The organism is Amycolatopsis sp. CA-230715 (assembly GCF_018736145.1).
In the GTDB taxonomy this organism is placed as follows: Bacteria; Actinomycetota; Actinomycetes; order Mycobacteriales; family Pseudonocardiaceae; genus Amycolatopsis.
In genome coordinates this window covers 2,370,228-2,385,518 of sequence record NZ_CP059997.1, presented here as the reverse complement: position 1 = coordinate 2,385,518, position 15,291 = coordinate 2,370,228, and the positions used below count along the sequence as shown (strand labels likewise).

Below are 15,291 nucleotides of genomic sequence, written 5' to 3'. Positions count from 1 at the left end.
CTGGCGGGAACTAGATCCGGGTACGCTTCCGCAGCCGCAGGTACGGATCAGCCACACCCTCGGCCAGGCACCGTCGGCACAGGTACTCCAGCCAATCGATCTCCGTGGTCTTCATCTCCGCACTCAACGGATGCCCCAGCCGACACGATGCCGGGGCAACCCACCCCGGCAGCTCGGCATCCCACACCGCCACGCCATCCATCGGTGGACGCGGCTTCCACTGCCTACGCTTCGAACTCATGTTCGATACCGTAAACCTCGGGTGGTCACCGCTCAAGAGGCAGCGGTCACAAGGAAGCCCCTGACCAGCAGGTCAGGGGCTTCGACGGGTGGCCTCACGCCACCTCGGTCGCAGGGTCAGGCAGCGTGGCGCAGGTCGTGCCCGGTCGCGCGCACATGAACCGTGGTCACCACACCGTAGGCGATCGCGACCAGCAGCTCCGCGTGCCCGGTCGACGCGCTGACGCCGTACGCAACGGCCATGACCACGTGCTCGACCTCCACGCGGGTGCGCAGAACGGTGATCAGGGTGGCGACGTGGGCGAAGAACTTGGCGAACATTCGAGGCTCCTTCAGTGACTTGTCCGGGTCGGTGACCGCTTAACCGGTCCTGTAAAGGATCTCCGCGTGATCGCCCCCAAGATCAGGAGCCATTCGAGCGCTTCGCCCGCGGTGCTCTCGCCGCGCTCGCGGCCGGGGGTAGGGGGTCAAAATCGCCAGGGCGAGGCGGCACCCAGACCGCGCCGGTGGTCTTCCTCGTGGAAACCCACGTTTCGCCAACTCAGTGCTGACACCTCAGGAGGAACCCGCCGTGCCCACCGACGCGCCGGTCCGATCTCGCCGCTTCCACCTCCAGCGTGACGACGACGTGACCGGGATTTCCGGTACCGGCCGGGTGGCCGAGGGGTGCCTGTGGCCGGACGGCAGCGCGAACGTGCAGTGGAACGGGGAACACCGGTCCAACGTGTTCTGGCCGAGCATCGTGTCCGTCGAGGCGGTACACGGCCATGGCGGTGCCACCCGGATCGTGTGGGACGACTAGTCCGTCACTCGCCAGGGTGGTCGCCGCCCGCCTCGGCGAGCGGCGCGTCTCTGGTGGTGCATGGGGAAAATCCAACGGCGGCTAAGGCCGCTGCACGAGTTCGAGACCGGTGGCGCGGAACGCGAGGAAGCCCCCGCGGGTGCGGGGGCTTCCGGGTGGTGGCTATTCCGGCTCGGGGGCGGTGTCGTCCCGCTTGCCGAACACCAGCTCGTCCAGCTCGTCGAGGGCGCTGGCAGCTTCGCGCAGTTCGCCCGCGAACTCGGCGAGGCCACGAAGGTTCCCGGTGCGCTTAGCGTGTTCAAGGCGCTGGACGATATTGCTGACCTGGGCGATCGACATGGTGAGGCTTACGTCCTGTGTCAGTTTCTTGGCGGGGTCCACGACCGTACCCTTCCAGAGCCGCCTTAGCCGTGCTGTCGGCCGTCGTTGACGTGCATGAGGGCCGTGGTGTGCTCGTCCAAGTCGCGGTCGCAACACGCCATGTAGCCGCATCGGCATCGCTGTGGTTTCGGCTCGCGGTGGTGGCGGCAGGCGCCTTCCGGGGCTAGGGGCGTCTGCTCCAGGGCCAGGATGTCCCACCCGGGGAAGGCGGCGGCCTGCCGCTTGCACGCGGCGATGACGGTGCGCTGCGCGGGCAGCTCGGTGTCGCGGTAGCGCGGCGAGTTGGCGAACTCGGTGGCCGTTTCTTCCAGGCGCAGCCGGGTGACCGGGACGGGCGCCGTGCGCCCGTCCGCCAGGGTGAGCGCCTTTCGGCAGTTCACGCGGGCGCGCAGCGCAATCATCTCGGCCAGCTCCCGCTTGCTCTCCGGTGGCTGGATCACTGGTTCACCTCCTGGGCGAACCTGCGCTCGGCGTGCTGCTGTGCCTTTTCCAGGGTGGGGGCGTCGTTCTCGGCCAGCAGGCGGCCGCCGGGGAAGGCTTCGCCGACGGTCCAGGTGAACCAGCCGTCTTTGGTGGCTTCGACCTCGGCGTAGTAGTTCTCAGACCCGTCGTACTCGGTCGAGAACGACCACACCGCGTACCCGTCTTCGGTGGGGACCTCCGGCTCCCACGTTCCGGCGGGGGCGTTGTGGTTGGTGTTGGTGCTCATGGTTGTGATCTCCTGTCCGGGTCGTTTTCCTTGTGTGCCTTCAGCTTCGACGCTCGGGCGCGACCAGGACCAGCGATCTCCGGTTCCAATCATGTTCCGTAGACCACGCTACGGAACGTGCGATCCGGTGGCACGCAAAGGGAAAGCCCCCGCAGATGATGCGGGGGTTTCCTTGAGCGATCAGCCTGGACGATGACGGTTTGGCGGGCGCGTGTTCACCCGTGGGCCAGCTCGTCGCGCACGTCGCCGAGCTTGCGGCCGTCGCGGGTTGACCAGAATTTCCAGCCGCTTCGGTTCGGCGAGATGTTCGGGTTGAGCGCGCGCACGACTGCGACAGCGGCACCGCTCGGTGAGTTGAATGATTGGCCAGCCATCGGCCCGGCGGTCACGTCCACTCGCTCGGTGGCGACGTGGTACCGGGCCTTGATCAACGTTTTTTCGTACCGCGCCAGGACTTCGATGGTCTCCGATGGTTCGCCGTCGCCGTCGCCGTCGCCGTCGCCGTCGCCGTCGCCGTCGCCGTCGCCGTCGCCGTCGGATTCGGATTCGGGTTCTGGCGTTGGTTCGGGTGCTGGCATGTCGCCGTCTCGGAAGATGGTGACGAGGTATTGGATCACGTCGTCTTCGGACACGTCCCACGCGCGAGCGAGCAACCTGACGACGGTGCGGGTCTCTTCCGACACCGGTATGTGCTGCAAGGTTTAAGTCCTTTCGGGATGGTGGTTGCGGGAAGGAACGGGCCGGGGGCGGCTCAGTCGTGGTTGGGTGAGCGCGCACCCCCGGCCCGGCCCCTGGTGACCCCGCAGGGTCACCAGGTCATCAGTTGTCGCGGATCTCCTTGTTCTTGCCCTGCAAGAAGACCGTGACCGTGCCGTCGTCCTGGGCCTGCTGGGTCAGGTTGACGCCGAGGTCGTTGCGGGCTGCGGCCCGGCGCACGGCGGCCTTCACCGCATCGGCGTCCTCGGGCGCGACACCCTCCAGCTCGAACGGCTTGTTCTCGTCGTAGCTGCGCTGCACCAGGTCAGCCAGCGGGTTCGGCTTGCCCTTGCCCCGGGTGGGGGCGGGCATCGCCTCGGCCTGCTTGGCGTTCAGGGCGAGCTGGGTAAACAGGTCACCCTTACCGCGCTTGGCCTTGGCCTCCTTGGTTTCCACGGCGGGCGTCGGGGTCTTGGCTGCGGGGGCGTCGGCCGCCTTGGTCTCGGCCGCCGGGGTCTCAGGCGTCGGGGCGTCAGCCGCCTTGGGGGCGGGGGCCTTCGGGGCGGCGGGCTTGGCGGCGGTGGCCTTGCGGGTGGTGGTGTTGGTGGCCATGGGGTTCCTCCTGTGGTGTGCGGGTGGTGGGGCTGTTTGCCCCCCGTTGACAACAACACTCGACTCGACCGCGCGATGAAGACAAGCGACTTCTGCGAGCCATTTAGGTGCTTACGAATTCGGGATCGGCGATCGCTGTTTGGATGCGCATAAGGAAACCCCCACGGTTTCCCGTGGGGGTTCCTTTAGGTGGCTACTGGTCAGCGCCCGCCGCACCCGGCGTGGCCGCAACCACCGCAGAAGCCACCGCTACAGCACGCGCAACCGCACCCACCGGCCTTCGGGAGTTCCGTACGGAACAGGGAAACTCGGGCCAGGTTGACCACCGTGGAAGTCATCTTTCGTTCCTCCTGCCAGAAGCGGGGGCTGTTTGCTCCCCGTTGACACCAACTATCGACGGATCGGGCGCACAAGGGCTCAGCCGTTCGAGCGTTCACAGTCTGGAGTCCGATGATCCGATCCCGTGCTGAACTGGTGGTGGCGGTCGATGAGTGACCGGTACGTGGAGTACATGCCCATCGAGGACATGGAGGCCGCGCCCCGGAACCCGAAGGGGCACGACACGGCGGGAATCGGCCGGTCGATCGGCCACTTTGGACTCGCGGAACTGCCGCTCGTCGACGAGCGCACCGGCCGTCTCGTGGCTGGGCACGGTCGGTACGAACAGCTACTCGCCTGGGCCGAGGAAGGACGTGACGCGCCCGAGGGTGTGCGGGTCGACGAGGACGGCCGGTGGCTCATGCCGGTCATCCGGGGGTGGTCGTCGCGTTCGGACGATGACGCCGAGGCGTATCTGATCGCGTCGAATCAGTTGACCGTCAAGGGCGGTTGGGATGACCGGCTGCTCGCCGAAGTCCTGCACGACCTCGGTGAGGCGCAGATGTTGGACCTGACCGGGTACGAGGCGGACGACCTGGCAGCGCTGGAGGACGCGCTGACCGCGGGCGAGGAAGACGGGGAGCCCGGCGAGGGTGACCCGCCGGACAAGGGTGCAGCGCTGCGGCTGGCCGGGGTGACCGTGGGGGAGCCGGACTACGAGACCACCACGGGGCAGGTGTGGACGCTGGGCCGTCACGCCCTGGTCGTGGCCGATGTCCACTCGGGCTGGCCGTTGTGGACGCCGCTGCTCGGCGAGGGTGACCTGTTCTGGCCCTATCCGACGATGTTGGCGCCGTTCGCGCAGAAGGCTGAGGAACACCGGGTGGTGATGGTGCAGCCGTTGCCGTACCTGGCGGGGTGGCTGCTGACGAAGTGGGCGCGCATCACCGGTAAGGAACCCATTCTGTCCACTTCGGACGCTTCGGGGAGGGCGGCGTGATCGCTACTGCCGGCGGAATGTTCGACCGGGCCGACACCCCGATCTACTTCGCGGCCGGGGAATCCTCGGCCTATCCGCGTCACCTGCTGCTCGCGGTCAACGATCTGCACCACCGCAGCCAGGAACTCCGGATGGTCAAGTTGCTCGACCAAGGGCACGTGATCCTGCTGGACTCCGGGATTTTCAACCTGACCAACGAGCACAAGCGCGCGACCGGCTGCACGATGGACGAGGCGCTGTCGCTGCCCCCGGACGAAATCACCGGGTTCGACCGGCTTTTCGACCGGTACGTCGAACTGGCCACACGGTACGAAGACCGGTTGTGGGGCTACATCGAACTCGACCAGGGCGGCCGGGACAACAAGATCCGCACCCGGCAACGGCTTCACGACCTCGGGCTGAACCCGATACCGGTGTATCACCCGCTCAATGACGGGTGGGACTACTTCGACGAGCTGGCCGGGCAGTACGACCGGCTGTGCTTCGGCAACGTCGTGCAGGCCAACCACCCGACCAGGGTGCGGCTGTTGCACACGATGTGGGAACGGCGCCGCCAGTACCCGCACCTGTGGGTCCACGTGCTCGGGCTGTCCGCCTGCGAATGGTGCCTGCCGTGTCCGCCGGACTCCTGTGACTCGTCGTCCTGGCTGAACTCTTTGCGCTACCCCGCGGTGCGTACCGAGTCGGCCGCGCTGCGCAGGCTCGGGGAACTCGGCCACCGCTTCCTCTACGGGGTCGGGGCGCACCGCGACGAGGCGTGCCAGACCTACGCCGATGTCCTGGAACACACCGGAATGACGTGGGGCGCGCTGCAAGCGGCTCACGTGCAGCTCGGCGACGTGCCGCACCCGCCGCGCCACGACCGCGAAGGGGAGTTGGCCCCGTCATGACCGTGACCGTGTGGACCACCGCGACCGTTCCCGGGTTCCACCGCTGGCCCGGCGCGACCGGGGCACGGTCCTACCTGGCCGATCGGCACCGGCACCTGTTCGCAATCACCGTGCACGTGGCCGTCGCCCACGACGACCGGGACGTGGAATTCCACGACCTGCAAGACCTGATCCGGGCGTGGTGGGGGCCGGGCGCCCGCGAGTGCGGTTCCTCGAGCTGTGAAGACCTGGCCCGCCAGGTCTGGACCCACCTGCGCGAGGCTCACCACCTGGCCGTTGTGCAGGTCGAGGTGTCCGAAGACGGCGAGTCCGGCGCGAGTCTGACGGAGGTGTCCTGAATGGCCAGTACCGTCACCATCAGCCACAACTTCGAGTCGGCGCACCGGTTGCCGCACCTGCCGGGCAAGTGCGTCTCGTTGCACGGGCATTCCTGGTGGGCCGAGGTGACGGTGACCGCGCTGGCCCCGGACGCGGCCGGGATCGTCGTGGAGTTCGGCCCGTTCAAGAAAGTACTGCGCGGCTGGATCGACGAGCACTTCGACCACGGTGTCCTGCTCGGCACGGACGACCCGCTGGTCCCGCTGCTGCGCGCCCAGGACTGCAAGGTCTACGAACTGATCGGCTGGCCGACCGTGGAAAACGTCGCCGCCCACCTGGCCGAGGTCGCGGACGAGCTGCTGGCCACTGTGGATCACGCCTACAGCGCGCGGGTGACTCGGGTCGAGGTCCGCGAGACGCACGTGAACCGGGCCGGGTGGTGTGCGTGACCAGCACGACGTCTCCAGCCACATCGGACACGCTCGTCACCAGCGAGGTGTTCGGTCCCACGCTCCAGGGCGAGGGGCCTTCCGCCGGCAGACGCGCGAGCTTCATCCGCCTCGGGGCATGCAACCTCTCGTGCTCGTGGTGCGACACCCCCTATACGTGGGACGGTTCCCGCTTCGACCTGCGCACCGAGCTGGCACGCCGACCGGTGCAGGACATTGTGGACCGCGCGCTCGTCGGCGATCCCGGGCTCGTGGTGATTTCCGGTGGCGAGCCGCTGCTGCACCAGCACCAGCCCGCGTGGAAGGAACTGCTGCGCAAGCTCGCCCGGTCTGCGGAAATCGAGATCGAGACCAACGGCACGATCGCACCGGCCGGAGCGACGCTTCACTACGAGCCGTTCGCGCTGCGGTACAACGTCTCGCCGAAGCTCAAGCACTCCGGCGACCCTGAACACCGGCGGATCAGGCCCGAGGTGCTGGAACGGTTCTCCGACTCCGCGCGAGTGGCCTGGAAGTTCGTGTGCGCCACACCAGCTGATGTGGACGAAGCCGCCGAGCTGGTCGACCGCTACGAACTGGTCGGGCCGGTGTGGATCTCGCCCGAGGGCACCACCGCCAAGACCGTCCTGATCCACACCAAGCTCCTCGCGGACCACGTGATCAAGCGGGGCTTCAACCTCGGCACCCGGCTGCATGTGCTGGCCTGGGGCAACGAAAGGCGCCGATGACCACCGACCTCGCTGCCGGGATTCGATCCTGGCTGACGCACCGCGGGCTCGACCCCGACGACCCGAACCTTGCCGACACCCCCGAGCGGGTGGTCCGAGCGTGGGCCGAGCTGACCGCCGGGTACGACCAGGACCCGGCCGCCGTGCTGGAACGGACGTTCCCCGTCGAACGCTCGGACGGCATGATCGCCGTGACCGGGGTGCCGTTCACGAGCTGCTGCGCGCACCACCTCATGCCCTTCACCGGCACCGCGACCATCGCCTACCTGCCGGTCGCAGGGGCACCGGTGGTCGGGCTGTCGAAACTTCCGCGCCTGCTCGACATTTTCGCGCACCGGCTCCAGGTGCAGGAGCAGCTGACCTACCAGGTCACCGACGCCCTGGACACCTACCTCAAGACCGAGGGCTCGGCGTGCCTGGTGCGGGCCGAGCACGGATGCATGACCCAGCGCGGGGTCCGCAAGCCCGGCGCCGCGATGCTCACTACGTCGGTGACCGGTCGCTTCGCGACAGAGCCCGAGTTGCGGGCGCACCTGATGGCCGTGCACCAGGGAGGCTGACATGGGACGCCGAGGCGTACCGCCCAAGCCGACCGCGCTGCGCATCATCGAAGGCGACCCGCACACCGAGCGGTACAACCACCACGAGCCGATCCCGCGCGGCGGGCGGCCGGAGTGTCCGGACGATGTGGCCGATGCCGTGCGGGAGATCTGGGACTACACGGTCTCCGAGCTGGAGGCGATGGGCATCGCGCACGCCTGCGACCGGGACACGCTGATGTGCTACTGCGAAGCCGTGGTCGCGCACCGCCGCGCCTCCGCGGTCGTCGCCAAGACCGGGGTGATCCAGAAAGGACTGCACGGTGGCTACGTGCGGAACCCGGCCCTGGTCATCCAGCGCGACAGCGCGCACGTGATCCGCGCGTTCGCGCAGGAGTTCGGCCTCACCCCGTCGGCCCGGACCCGGATTGAGCAGAAGGACGGGGCTGGCCGTGGCGACGAAGCCAACCCGTTCGCGGGCACCGGCTAAACGACCGCCGAGCCGAGCCACGCTCGAACGCCTGAACATCTCGCCGGAGGTCGGGTGGTACCTGCACTCGCGGGGCATCCCGCTGCCGGACTGCCCGCCCGCGATCAAGACCCCCGAAGGCGGCGCCCGCCGGGGCGCGCGGTTCGACCCGGCCCGGGTGGACCGCGTGCTCGACGTGTTCGCCCGGCTGCGCCACACGCAAGGGAAGTGGGCCGGTAAGCCACTCGCGCCGGACCCGTGGCAGATCGCCTACATCCTCGCGCCGGTCTTCGGATGGGTGTACCGCAACGAAGACGGCGAGTGGGTCCGCGTCACCCGCCGCGTTTACGTTGACGTGCCGAGGAAAAACGGCAAGACCACCTTGGCCGGAGGGTTCGCCACCTACCTCACCTGTGCCGACCACGAGCAGGGCGCGCAGGTGTACGCCGTCGCTTCGGGCCGGGATCAGGCGCGGTACTGCTTCGATCCGGTTAAGCAGCTCGCCGAGAAGTCCCCGGCGCTCTCGCCGTACGTGAAGGCGTTGCAGCACCGGATCATTCACCAGCCCTCGGGCTCGTACTTCGCGGTCGTGTCCAGATTGGCCGATGTGCTCCACGGCGCGAACGTCGCGGGCGCGATCATCGACGAACTGCACGTCCACAAGACCCCGGACCTCGTGGAAGCCGTGGAGACCGGTACCGGGTCCCGCACGCAGCCGCTGGTGTTCACGATCACCACGGCCGACGACGGCCGGACCGCGACGATCTACGCCCGGCGCCGTCACTACGTCGAGCAGCTCGCGCGCGGGGCGACGCGGGACACCTCGATGTATGGGGTGGTGTGGGCCGCTGACCGCGAGGACGACCCGTTCGCCGAGGCCACCTGGAAGCGCGCGAACCCGGGATACGGGGTGTCGCCGTCGAAGGCGTACCTGGAGAACGCGGCCAAGGAGGCACGCAACTCTCCGGCGGACCTGGCGAAGTTCCTGCGCCTGCACCTGGGAATCCGTACCCGGCAGCAGACCCGGTACCTCGATCTGGAGGCGTGGGATCGCAACGCGTCCATCGTGGACGAACGGCGGCTCGCCGGACGGGTGGCTTACGGCGGGCTCGACCTCGCGTCCACGAGCGACCTATGCGCGCTGGCGTGGGTGTTCCCCGACGGCCAGGGTGGGCACGACCTGTTGTGGCGGCTGTGGTGCCCGGAAGGCGCGCTCGACGCCATCGACAAGCGCACCGCTGGCCAGGCTGCGGTGTGGGTCGAGCGCGGCTTGCTGCACGTGACCCCGGGCGATGTCGCCGACTACGACTACATCCACAGCCAGATCAACGCCGACCGCGAGAAGTTCGCGGTCCGGGAGATCGCCTACGACCCGTGGAACTCCAGCCAGCTCGTCTCGGACCTGCTCGGCGACGGCGCGCCGCTGGTGAAGATGCGCCAGGGCTTCGGGTCCATGTCCTCGCCGACCAAGGAACTTCAACGCCTGGCGTTGGAGGGCACGGCCGAACTGCCGCGTCTGCGGCACGGCGGGAACCCGGCGATCCGCTGGCAGGTCGACAACCTGGCGGTCGAGATGGACGCGGCCGGGAACGTGAAGCCGTCCAAACGCAACTCCGGCGACAAAATCGACGGCGTGGTGGCGCTGATCATGGCGCTCGACCGCGCGGTCCACCACACCCCGCCACGCCGATCGGCCTACGACGACAACGACCTCGAAATCGTGTGACCAGGGGGCGGGCCGTTGAACGTCGCCATCCTGACCGTGGCCGTGGTCCTGCTCGTCGTCTCCGTGGTGTGGCATGTGGTCGAGGAGTACCGGGGCCGCACGATCGCCGCGCGCCGCCGGGTCGTGGTGTGCCTGGTCGATGACCAGGCCATCACCGGCATTCTGTGGCGCCGACATCGCCGCCTGCTGGTGGTGCGTTCGGCCGAGCTGGTCCAGCCCGGCCGCGAGGCCGTGGGCATGGACGGTGACGTGGTGATCGAGCGCGACCGGATCAACTGGGTCCAGATCGTGGGGGCGGGCTAGTGCCTTTCGTGGTCTCGCAAGGGGTCCTGGAATCGGTGCACCAGTACCAGACCGCGACCATTCCCGTGGGCGGGTCCATCATGCTCGCCGACGGACTCGCGCAGGACTACGCCACGATCTGGCGTACGCAGCCGCAGGTGCGCACGGTGGTCTCGTTCCTAGCGCGCAATATCGCGCAGCTCGGCATCCACGTGTACCGGCGTATGTCCGATGTGGACCGAGTGCGGATCACTGACCATCCGGTCGGGGAGCTGCTGTCCAAACCGAACGGGTTTACCACCCGGTACCGGCTTATCGAAGCCCTCGTGTCGGACCTGGCGATCTACGACAACGCGGTCCTGGCCAAAGTGGACACGCTCGGCCTCGTGCGGCTCGACCCGCGCTATGTCACCCCGATCTCGGCGAACCAGTTCACCGTGGAGACCTACCGATACCGGGGCACCACCGGCTACCGCGACCTCCCCGCCGAACAAGTGATCCACTTCCGGGGATACAACCCGGAAGACGGGCGGTGGGGCTGCTCGCCGATGGAGACGCTGCGCCGCACCCTGTCAGAGGAATACCAGGCCGGGCAGTACCGCGAGCAGTTGTGGCGCAACGGCGCCCGGCTCATGGGCTACCTCAAACGCCCGCTGGAAGCGCCGGAGTGGGGCGAGGCCGCGCGGGACCGGTTTCGCCGCTCGTGGCAGGCCCAATACACGGGCACCGGGGCGAAGGCCGGCGGAACCCCGATCCTGGAAGACGGAATGGACTTCGTGCCCGCGTCCGTGACGCCCGAAGCCGCCCAGTACATCGAAGCGCGCAAGCTCACCCGGGAAGAAGTCGCCGCCGCCTACCACATTCCGCTGCCGATGGTCGGAATCCTGGACCACGCGACGTTTTCCAACATCCAAGAGCAGCACAAGAACCTGTATCAGGACACGCTCGGGCCGTGGCTGACCATGATGACCGAGGAACTGCACCTCCAGTTGCTCGGTGACTTCGAGGACTCCCAGGACATCTACCTCGAATTCAACCTGGCCGAGAAGCTGCGCGGGTCCTTCGAGGAACAGGCCGCGCAGCTCCAGACAGCGACCGGCGCCCCGTGGATGACCCGCAACGAAGCCCGAGCCCGGGTGAATCTGCCGCAGCTCGACGGCGGCGACGAGCTGGTCACCCCGCTCAACGTCCTGACCGGCGGGCAAGCCTCGCCGACCGACAGCGCCCCGGAACCGAAGACCGTGCTGGCCACCGCCATGAGACTCCTGGAGGGCGTCGCGGAATGAAGAGGAAGACGTGCCCGGTCCGGATCAAGGCGGCCGGGGAACAGGACGGCACCGAGGACGGGGTGTTCGAGGCCATTGTGGCCGCCTACAACGTGGACTCCGTCGGGGACAAGATCCTGCCCGGCGCGTTCGCCGACACCCTGGACGAGTGGAAGTCCTCCGGTGACCCGATTCCCGTGCTGTGGTCGCACATGTCCCACGACCCCGAGTACCACATCGGCTACGTCGAGGACGCCGAGGAACGCGAGGACGGGTTGTGGGTCCGCGCTCGCATCGACCTCGACGAGCCCAAAGCGAGCAAGGTCTACCGCCTGCTCAAAGGGCGTCGCGTCCGGCAATTCAGCTTCGCCTACGACGTGCAAGAAGGCGGCTGGATCGAGGAGAAGGACGGCGAGGACGGCGATGAGGGCTACTACGAGCTGCGCAAGCTCAAGCTGTACGAGGTCGGCCCCACACTGATCGGCGCGAACCAGGACACGGAGCTGCTGACCGTGAAGGCTCCGGCCACGACGGACACTCCGGCCCACCGCGCCGAAGCCGAGCCTGCCGCGCCGTCCGCGAAGGCGGGGCGGACGCTGTCGGCGAAGAACGAGACCTCGCTGCGCGATGCCCTGGGCAAGATCGCCGAGGGCGCCGAAGCCATCGAGACCGTGCTGTCCAGCCTGGACAGCGGAGACGAGGACAAGTCCACCGGTCCCGCGGGCGACCTGCCCGCGCCGCCGGTCGACGCACCGTCCAAAGCCGCCAGCTCCGCTCTGCTGCGGGCGACGCTGGCCCTGCTGGACGCCGAGTCGTAGCCGCTCACCACGTCAATCCATCCGAACAGCCCGACGTACCAAGGCCAAGCCCGGCCCCGCGCGCACCCCGCCTTCGGCGGTGGCCAGCTCGCCCGGCGAGGGAACCGCCTCACTTCGTCTGCGCGTGCGCACGAACTGAGGAATCCCCTTGAGCGACAAGATCACCCAGCTCGCCGATGAGCTGAAGAAGCACCTGAACGACGCCAAGACCATCGCCGCCAAGGCCGACGACGAGGGCCGCGACTTCACCGACGACGAGCGGTCCGCGGTCACCGAAGCCATGGCCAAGGCCCAGGAAACGAAGAAGGCCCTGGACGCGGCCAAAGCGGACAGCTCGGTGCGAGCGGCCATTCAGGACCTCGGCGACGCCGTGGGCCTGGTTGACGCCGAGGCCGAGGCGAAAGGCCGGCGGGAGCAAGCCGACCGCGAGGGTTACAAGGCCAGCACCCGCGCCAGCGTCGGCGAAACGTTCATCACCTCCGAGCAGTACAAGGACCTGCTGCTGTCCGCCCCGAATGGACAGTTCGCCAAGGACATGCGGGTCCAGTCCCGCCCGGTCGGGTACAAGGACTTGGTCACCGGTCTCTCGCCGACCTCGGGCGGGGCGTTCCGCACGGAGGACTACCGGGGTGTCTTGGTCGGACCCGACCGGTTCTTCCGGCCGCTGACCCTGCGCCAGCTCGTCACCGGCGGCACCACGACCTCGGACCAGATCGAGTACGCCCGCATTACCGGGTGGCACAACGCAGCCGCTCCCGTTCCCGAGGCCACCACGGCGGCGGCTGTGGGCTCGGGCGACCCCGAGGTCACTCCCGTGCAGGCTGGTGTGAAGCCGGAGTCCGGGTTCTCTACGGTGCGGGTGTCCACGCCCGTGCGCACCATCGCGCATTGGATGCCCGTGACGAAGCGGGCGCTGTCGGACGCCGCGCAGGTGCGTACCCTCATCGATAACTTCCTCGAGGTCGGTCTTGAGGAAGAACTCGAAGACCAGATGATCGCGGGCGATGGCACCGGCGAGAACTTCGAAGGTCTGGCCACTGTGTCCGGAACCCAGACCCAGGCCGCCGTCCCCGACCCCGCCGGAAAGCCCGCAGGTTTCGGGAAGCTCCTGGCGGTGCGCCGCGCCAAGACCAAGGTGCGCACGGTCGGGCGTTCGGTCGCCAACGGGGTCGTGATCCACCCGAACGACCTGGAGACCCTGGACGAGATCTCCGACATGCAGGGCCGGTTCTATTTCGGCGGCCCGGCCGGGGCGAACGGCACGCAACCGCTGTGGGGCCTGCCGGTCATCGAGTCCGAAGCCGCCACCCCGGGAACCGCGTGGGTGGGCGATTTCCGCAAGGCGATCCTGTGGGATCGCCAGCAGGCTTCGTTGACGGTGACCGACAGCCACGCGGACTTCTTCATCCGAAACCTGGTCGCGATCCTCGCCGAGCTGCGCGCCGCGTTCGGCGTGATCCAGCCGTCCGCGTTCTGCAAGGTCACCCTCGTCTGATGTGGACTGGTGGCTGCCCCGTCTGCGGAAGCACCGACTTCTCCTGCGGGATAGCCACCTCCACGGTCGGCGTCGACGAACGAACCGAGGAGGTTTCCGCGATGGCGGACCTGCGCGAGTACCACGTGACCGTGAACGGCCACAACACCATCATGAACCTGTCCGAAGACGACGCCGCCCGGCTCGGCGGCACACTGGTCGAGCACGAGCCCAACCAGAAGCGGGCGGATGCCCAGACTAAGGTGCGCACGCCTCGTAACAAGTCGGACGTCTCTTCGGTCGGCTAAATCACTGGGCCGTCCAAAGTGGTTTTCCCGTGCGCTAACGTAATTGATACTGCTACCTGGAAGACCATTTCGGCGTATCGAACCGCTTCACTTTCGCTTACGGTCTGATCGTCTCGCCTGTGGGCTATCGATCCTCTCATGTCGTTTAGGTTTTTTAATACGGCGAATTCGCTGGAGGGAAGTAGTGTGCGAGCGGCAATGAATGGGTAATTTCCGGGCGGGGGTTCGGCTCCTCTTGTTCGTAAACGGTAGGATTCGTTCAGCTTTGCTTCGAGTCGCGACCATGCATCGAGAATGGCGGCCTCGGGAGATATTACGGCCAACCTCTTCATCTCGTCGATGAATCTATTTTTTTCGTCGAGTTCTTCAACCTCTGCGTGGGTTTCCTTCTTGATGTCTTCAATTTTCTTCTCTGTATCGCGCAGGGTTTCGCCGAATTCGAACTTTACGCCACCGGCGCCAAGTTCAAACTTGGAAATCTCTCGCGATGTCAATGTTTCAAGTAGAGACGTCGATATTCCGAGTAGTGGCTTTCTGAAGTAAAGGATCAAGAACAGGAGCAGCGCTGGCCATGCGATGTGGCCCAGTATTGCGCTAATGAAGTCAAGCCAGCCCATGTGGAGATCCTACGATTCGCGGGGCGTGCAGGATGTTCACTGTTCTGATTATCGCGTAAACGTGATGTTTTCGTGGCCCACCACTACTGCATACGGGTGATCGTCGATTGGTTGGGGGCATGGTTCGAGTTGCCGCCGCTGGCCACGTCGCAGACCCTGGCCCGCTGGGCGGGCCGCGCCCCTGGCGACCCGTCCGTGCTGGATGCGTCGACCCCGGTGTCTGCTCGGTTCTGGGGTGAGGTTCGGCATCCTGCCGAAGTAAGTTTAGAGTGGTGGCAATTCGCTACGGTTTGGGTCGCGAATTCCGTTTAGCTCGCCTTCGATCCAGCGTGTACCTACTCGTGCGAGGGGAATTAGATGCCTAAACTCCACCTTATGAGTGCTCATTTCTGCTGCTATTTCGTCATGGCTGGCGTAGACGATAATCGATCCGCCTGGACTTAAGGTTGCGGGCAGTGAATCGGACCGTGCATCGTCAATGTCAACTCCCCAAGTTACATGATTGAAGTAGTTGTAAGAGTAGTCTCGCGTCTTCTTTTGCCATCGTAGTCTCACTTCGGGGATCGTTGCCGCTTGGCGTCCGTTGTTAGAAACGATAATTGCGTAAGCCCCTTCGAACGTGTTTCGAGGCCGCACTTTTTCGAGTTGCA

At 66.9% G+C, this 15,291-nt stretch carries 21 protein-coding genes; 14 read left to right on the top strand and 7 right to left on the bottom strand.

Annotation, left to right across the window (positions count from 1 at the left end):
- Positions 1-357: 357 nt before the first annotated feature.
- Positions 358-561 (bottom strand): hypothetical protein, encoded by a 204-nt coding sequence (locus HUW46_RS10810; protein WP_215547138.1) that lies wholly within the window; start codon positions 559-561, stop codon positions 358-360.
- A 250-nt stretch (positions 562-811) separates the two neighbouring features.
- On the opposite strand from HUW46_RS10810, the gene HUW46_RS10805 reads away from it, so the two are divergent.
- A complete protein-coding gene (locus HUW46_RS10805) occupies positions 812-1,042 on the top strand; it encodes a hypothetical protein (RefSeq protein ID WP_215547137.1) in 231 nt (76 codons plus the stop codon).
- 162 nt (positions 1,043-1,204) lie between these two features.
- On the opposite strand, the gene HUW46_RS10800 is transcribed toward HUW46_RS10805, so the two are convergent.
- The 5 genes from HUW46_RS10800 to HUW46_RS10780 form a co-directional block, all read right to left on the bottom strand.
- Positions 1,205-1,423, bottom strand: a complete 219-nt coding sequence (locus HUW46_RS10800; RefSeq protein ID WP_215547136.1) for a hypothetical protein — start codon at positions 1,421-1,423, stop codon at positions 1,205-1,207.
- Between the two features lie 23 nt (positions 1,424-1,446).
- On the bottom strand, positions 1,447-1,863 hold the full coding sequence (locus HUW46_RS10795) for a hypothetical protein (RefSeq protein ID WP_215547135.1): 417 nt from the start codon (positions 1,861-1,863) through the stop codon (positions 1,447-1,449).
- The gene (locus HUW46_RS10790; RefSeq protein ID WP_215547134.1) at positions 1,860-2,132 is read right to left on the bottom strand and encodes a hypothetical protein; all 273 of its coding nucleotides are present in this window, start codon (positions 2,130-2,132) and stop codon (positions 1,860-1,862) included. The genes HUW46_RS10795 and HUW46_RS10790 overlap by 4 nt, the downstream gene beginning before the upstream one ends.
- A gap of 215 nt (positions 2,133-2,347) precedes the next feature.
- A complete protein-coding gene (locus HUW46_RS10785; RefSeq protein WP_215547133.1) occupies positions 2,348-2,815 on the bottom strand; it encodes a hypothetical protein in 468 nt (155 codons plus the stop codon).
- Positions 2,816-2,951: 136 nt separating this feature from the next.
- Positions 2,952-3,440, bottom strand: coding sequence for a hypothetical protein (locus HUW46_RS10780; protein ID WP_215547132.1), 489 nt, complete (start codon positions 3,438-3,440; stop codon positions 2,952-2,954).
- Between the two features lie 487 nt (positions 3,441-3,927).
- Here HUW46_RS10780 and HUW46_RS10775 point away from each other — a divergent pair, with 487 nt between their 5' ends.
- The 13 genes from HUW46_RS10775 (at position 3,928) to HUW46_RS10715 (ending at position 14,024) form a co-directional block, all read left to right on the top strand.
- On the top strand, positions 3,928-4,758 hold the full coding sequence (locus HUW46_RS10775) for a hypothetical protein (RefSeq protein WP_215547131.1): 831 nt from the start codon (positions 3,928-3,930) through the stop codon (positions 4,756-4,758).
- A complete protein-coding gene (locus HUW46_RS10770; RefSeq protein WP_215547130.1) occupies positions 4,755-5,648 on the top strand; it encodes a hypothetical protein in 894 nt (297 codons plus the stop codon). The genes HUW46_RS10775 and HUW46_RS10770 overlap by 4 nt, the downstream gene beginning before the upstream one ends.
- Positions 5,645-5,986 (top strand): hypothetical protein, encoded by a 342-nt coding sequence (locus tag HUW46_RS10765; protein WP_215547129.1) that lies wholly within the window; start codon positions 5,645-5,647, stop codon positions 5,984-5,986. The genes HUW46_RS10770 and HUW46_RS10765 overlap by 4 nt, the downstream gene beginning before the upstream one ends.
- Positions 5,987-6,415 carry a 6-pyruvoyl trahydropterin synthase family protein gene (locus HUW46_RS10760; RefSeq protein ID WP_215547128.1) on the top strand — a complete coding sequence of 143 codons (429 nt, stop codon included), beginning with the start codon at positions 5,987-5,989 and terminating at the stop codon, positions 6,413-6,415. It abuts the gene before it with no gap.
- Positions 6,412-7,143, top strand: coding sequence for a 7-carboxy-7-deazaguanine synthase QueE (locus tag HUW46_RS10755; protein ID WP_215547127.1), 732 nt, complete (start codon positions 6,412-6,414; stop codon positions 7,141-7,143). Before HUW46_RS10760 ends, HUW46_RS10755 begins: the two co-directional genes overlap by 4 nt.
- Positions 7,140-7,703, top strand: coding sequence for a GTP cyclohydrolase I (gene folE, locus HUW46_RS10750; RefSeq protein ID WP_215547126.1), 564 nt, complete (start codon positions 7,140-7,142; stop codon positions 7,701-7,703). Before HUW46_RS10755 ends, folE begins: the two co-directional genes overlap by 4 nt.
- Position 7,704: 1 nt before the next feature.
- Positions 7,705-8,172 carry a phage terminase small subunit P27 family gene (locus HUW46_RS10745; protein WP_215547125.1) on the top strand — a complete coding sequence of 156 codons (468 nt, stop codon included), beginning with the start codon at positions 7,705-7,707 and terminating at the stop codon, positions 8,170-8,172.
- On the top strand, positions 8,135-9,877 hold the full coding sequence (locus HUW46_RS10740; RefSeq protein WP_215547124.1) for a terminase large subunit: 1,743 nt from the start codon (positions 8,135-8,137) through the stop codon (positions 9,875-9,877). The genes HUW46_RS10745 and HUW46_RS10740 overlap by 38 nt, the downstream gene beginning before the upstream one ends.
- A 15-nt stretch (positions 9,878-9,892) precedes the next feature.
- Positions 9,893-10,180: a hypothetical protein gene (locus tag HUW46_RS10735; RefSeq protein WP_215547123.1), complete on the top strand. Its 288-nt coding sequence runs from the start codon at positions 9,893-9,895 to the stop codon at positions 10,178-10,180.
- Between the two features lie 8 nt (positions 10,181-10,188).
- A complete protein-coding gene (locus tag HUW46_RS10730) occupies positions 10,189-11,445 on the top strand; it encodes a phage portal protein (protein ID WP_215547122.1) in 1,257 nt (418 codons plus the stop codon).
- Positions 11,442-12,242: an HK97 family phage prohead protease gene (locus HUW46_RS10725; RefSeq protein WP_215547121.1), complete on the top strand. Its 801-nt coding sequence runs from the start codon at positions 11,442-11,444 to the stop codon at positions 12,240-12,242. Before HUW46_RS10730 ends, HUW46_RS10725 begins: the two co-directional genes overlap by 4 nt.
- Before the next feature lie 148 nt (positions 12,243-12,390).
- On the top strand, positions 12,391-13,737 hold the full coding sequence (locus HUW46_RS10720) for a phage major capsid protein (protein ID WP_215547120.1): 1,347 nt from the start codon (positions 12,391-12,393) through the stop codon (positions 13,735-13,737).
- Positions 13,737-14,024: a hypothetical protein gene (locus HUW46_RS10715; protein WP_215547119.1), complete on the top strand. Its 288-nt coding sequence runs from the start codon at positions 13,737-13,739 to the stop codon at positions 14,022-14,024. The genes HUW46_RS10720 and HUW46_RS10715 overlap by 1 nt, the downstream gene beginning before the upstream one ends.
- Here HUW46_RS10715 and HUW46_RS10710 read toward each other — a convergent pair.
- Entirely contained in the window at positions 14,021-14,641 is a 621-nt protein-coding gene (locus HUW46_RS10710) for a hypothetical protein (protein WP_215547118.1), read from the bottom strand. The genes HUW46_RS10715 and HUW46_RS10710 overlap by 4 nt on opposite strands.
- Positions 14,642-15,291: the final 650 nt, after the last annotated feature.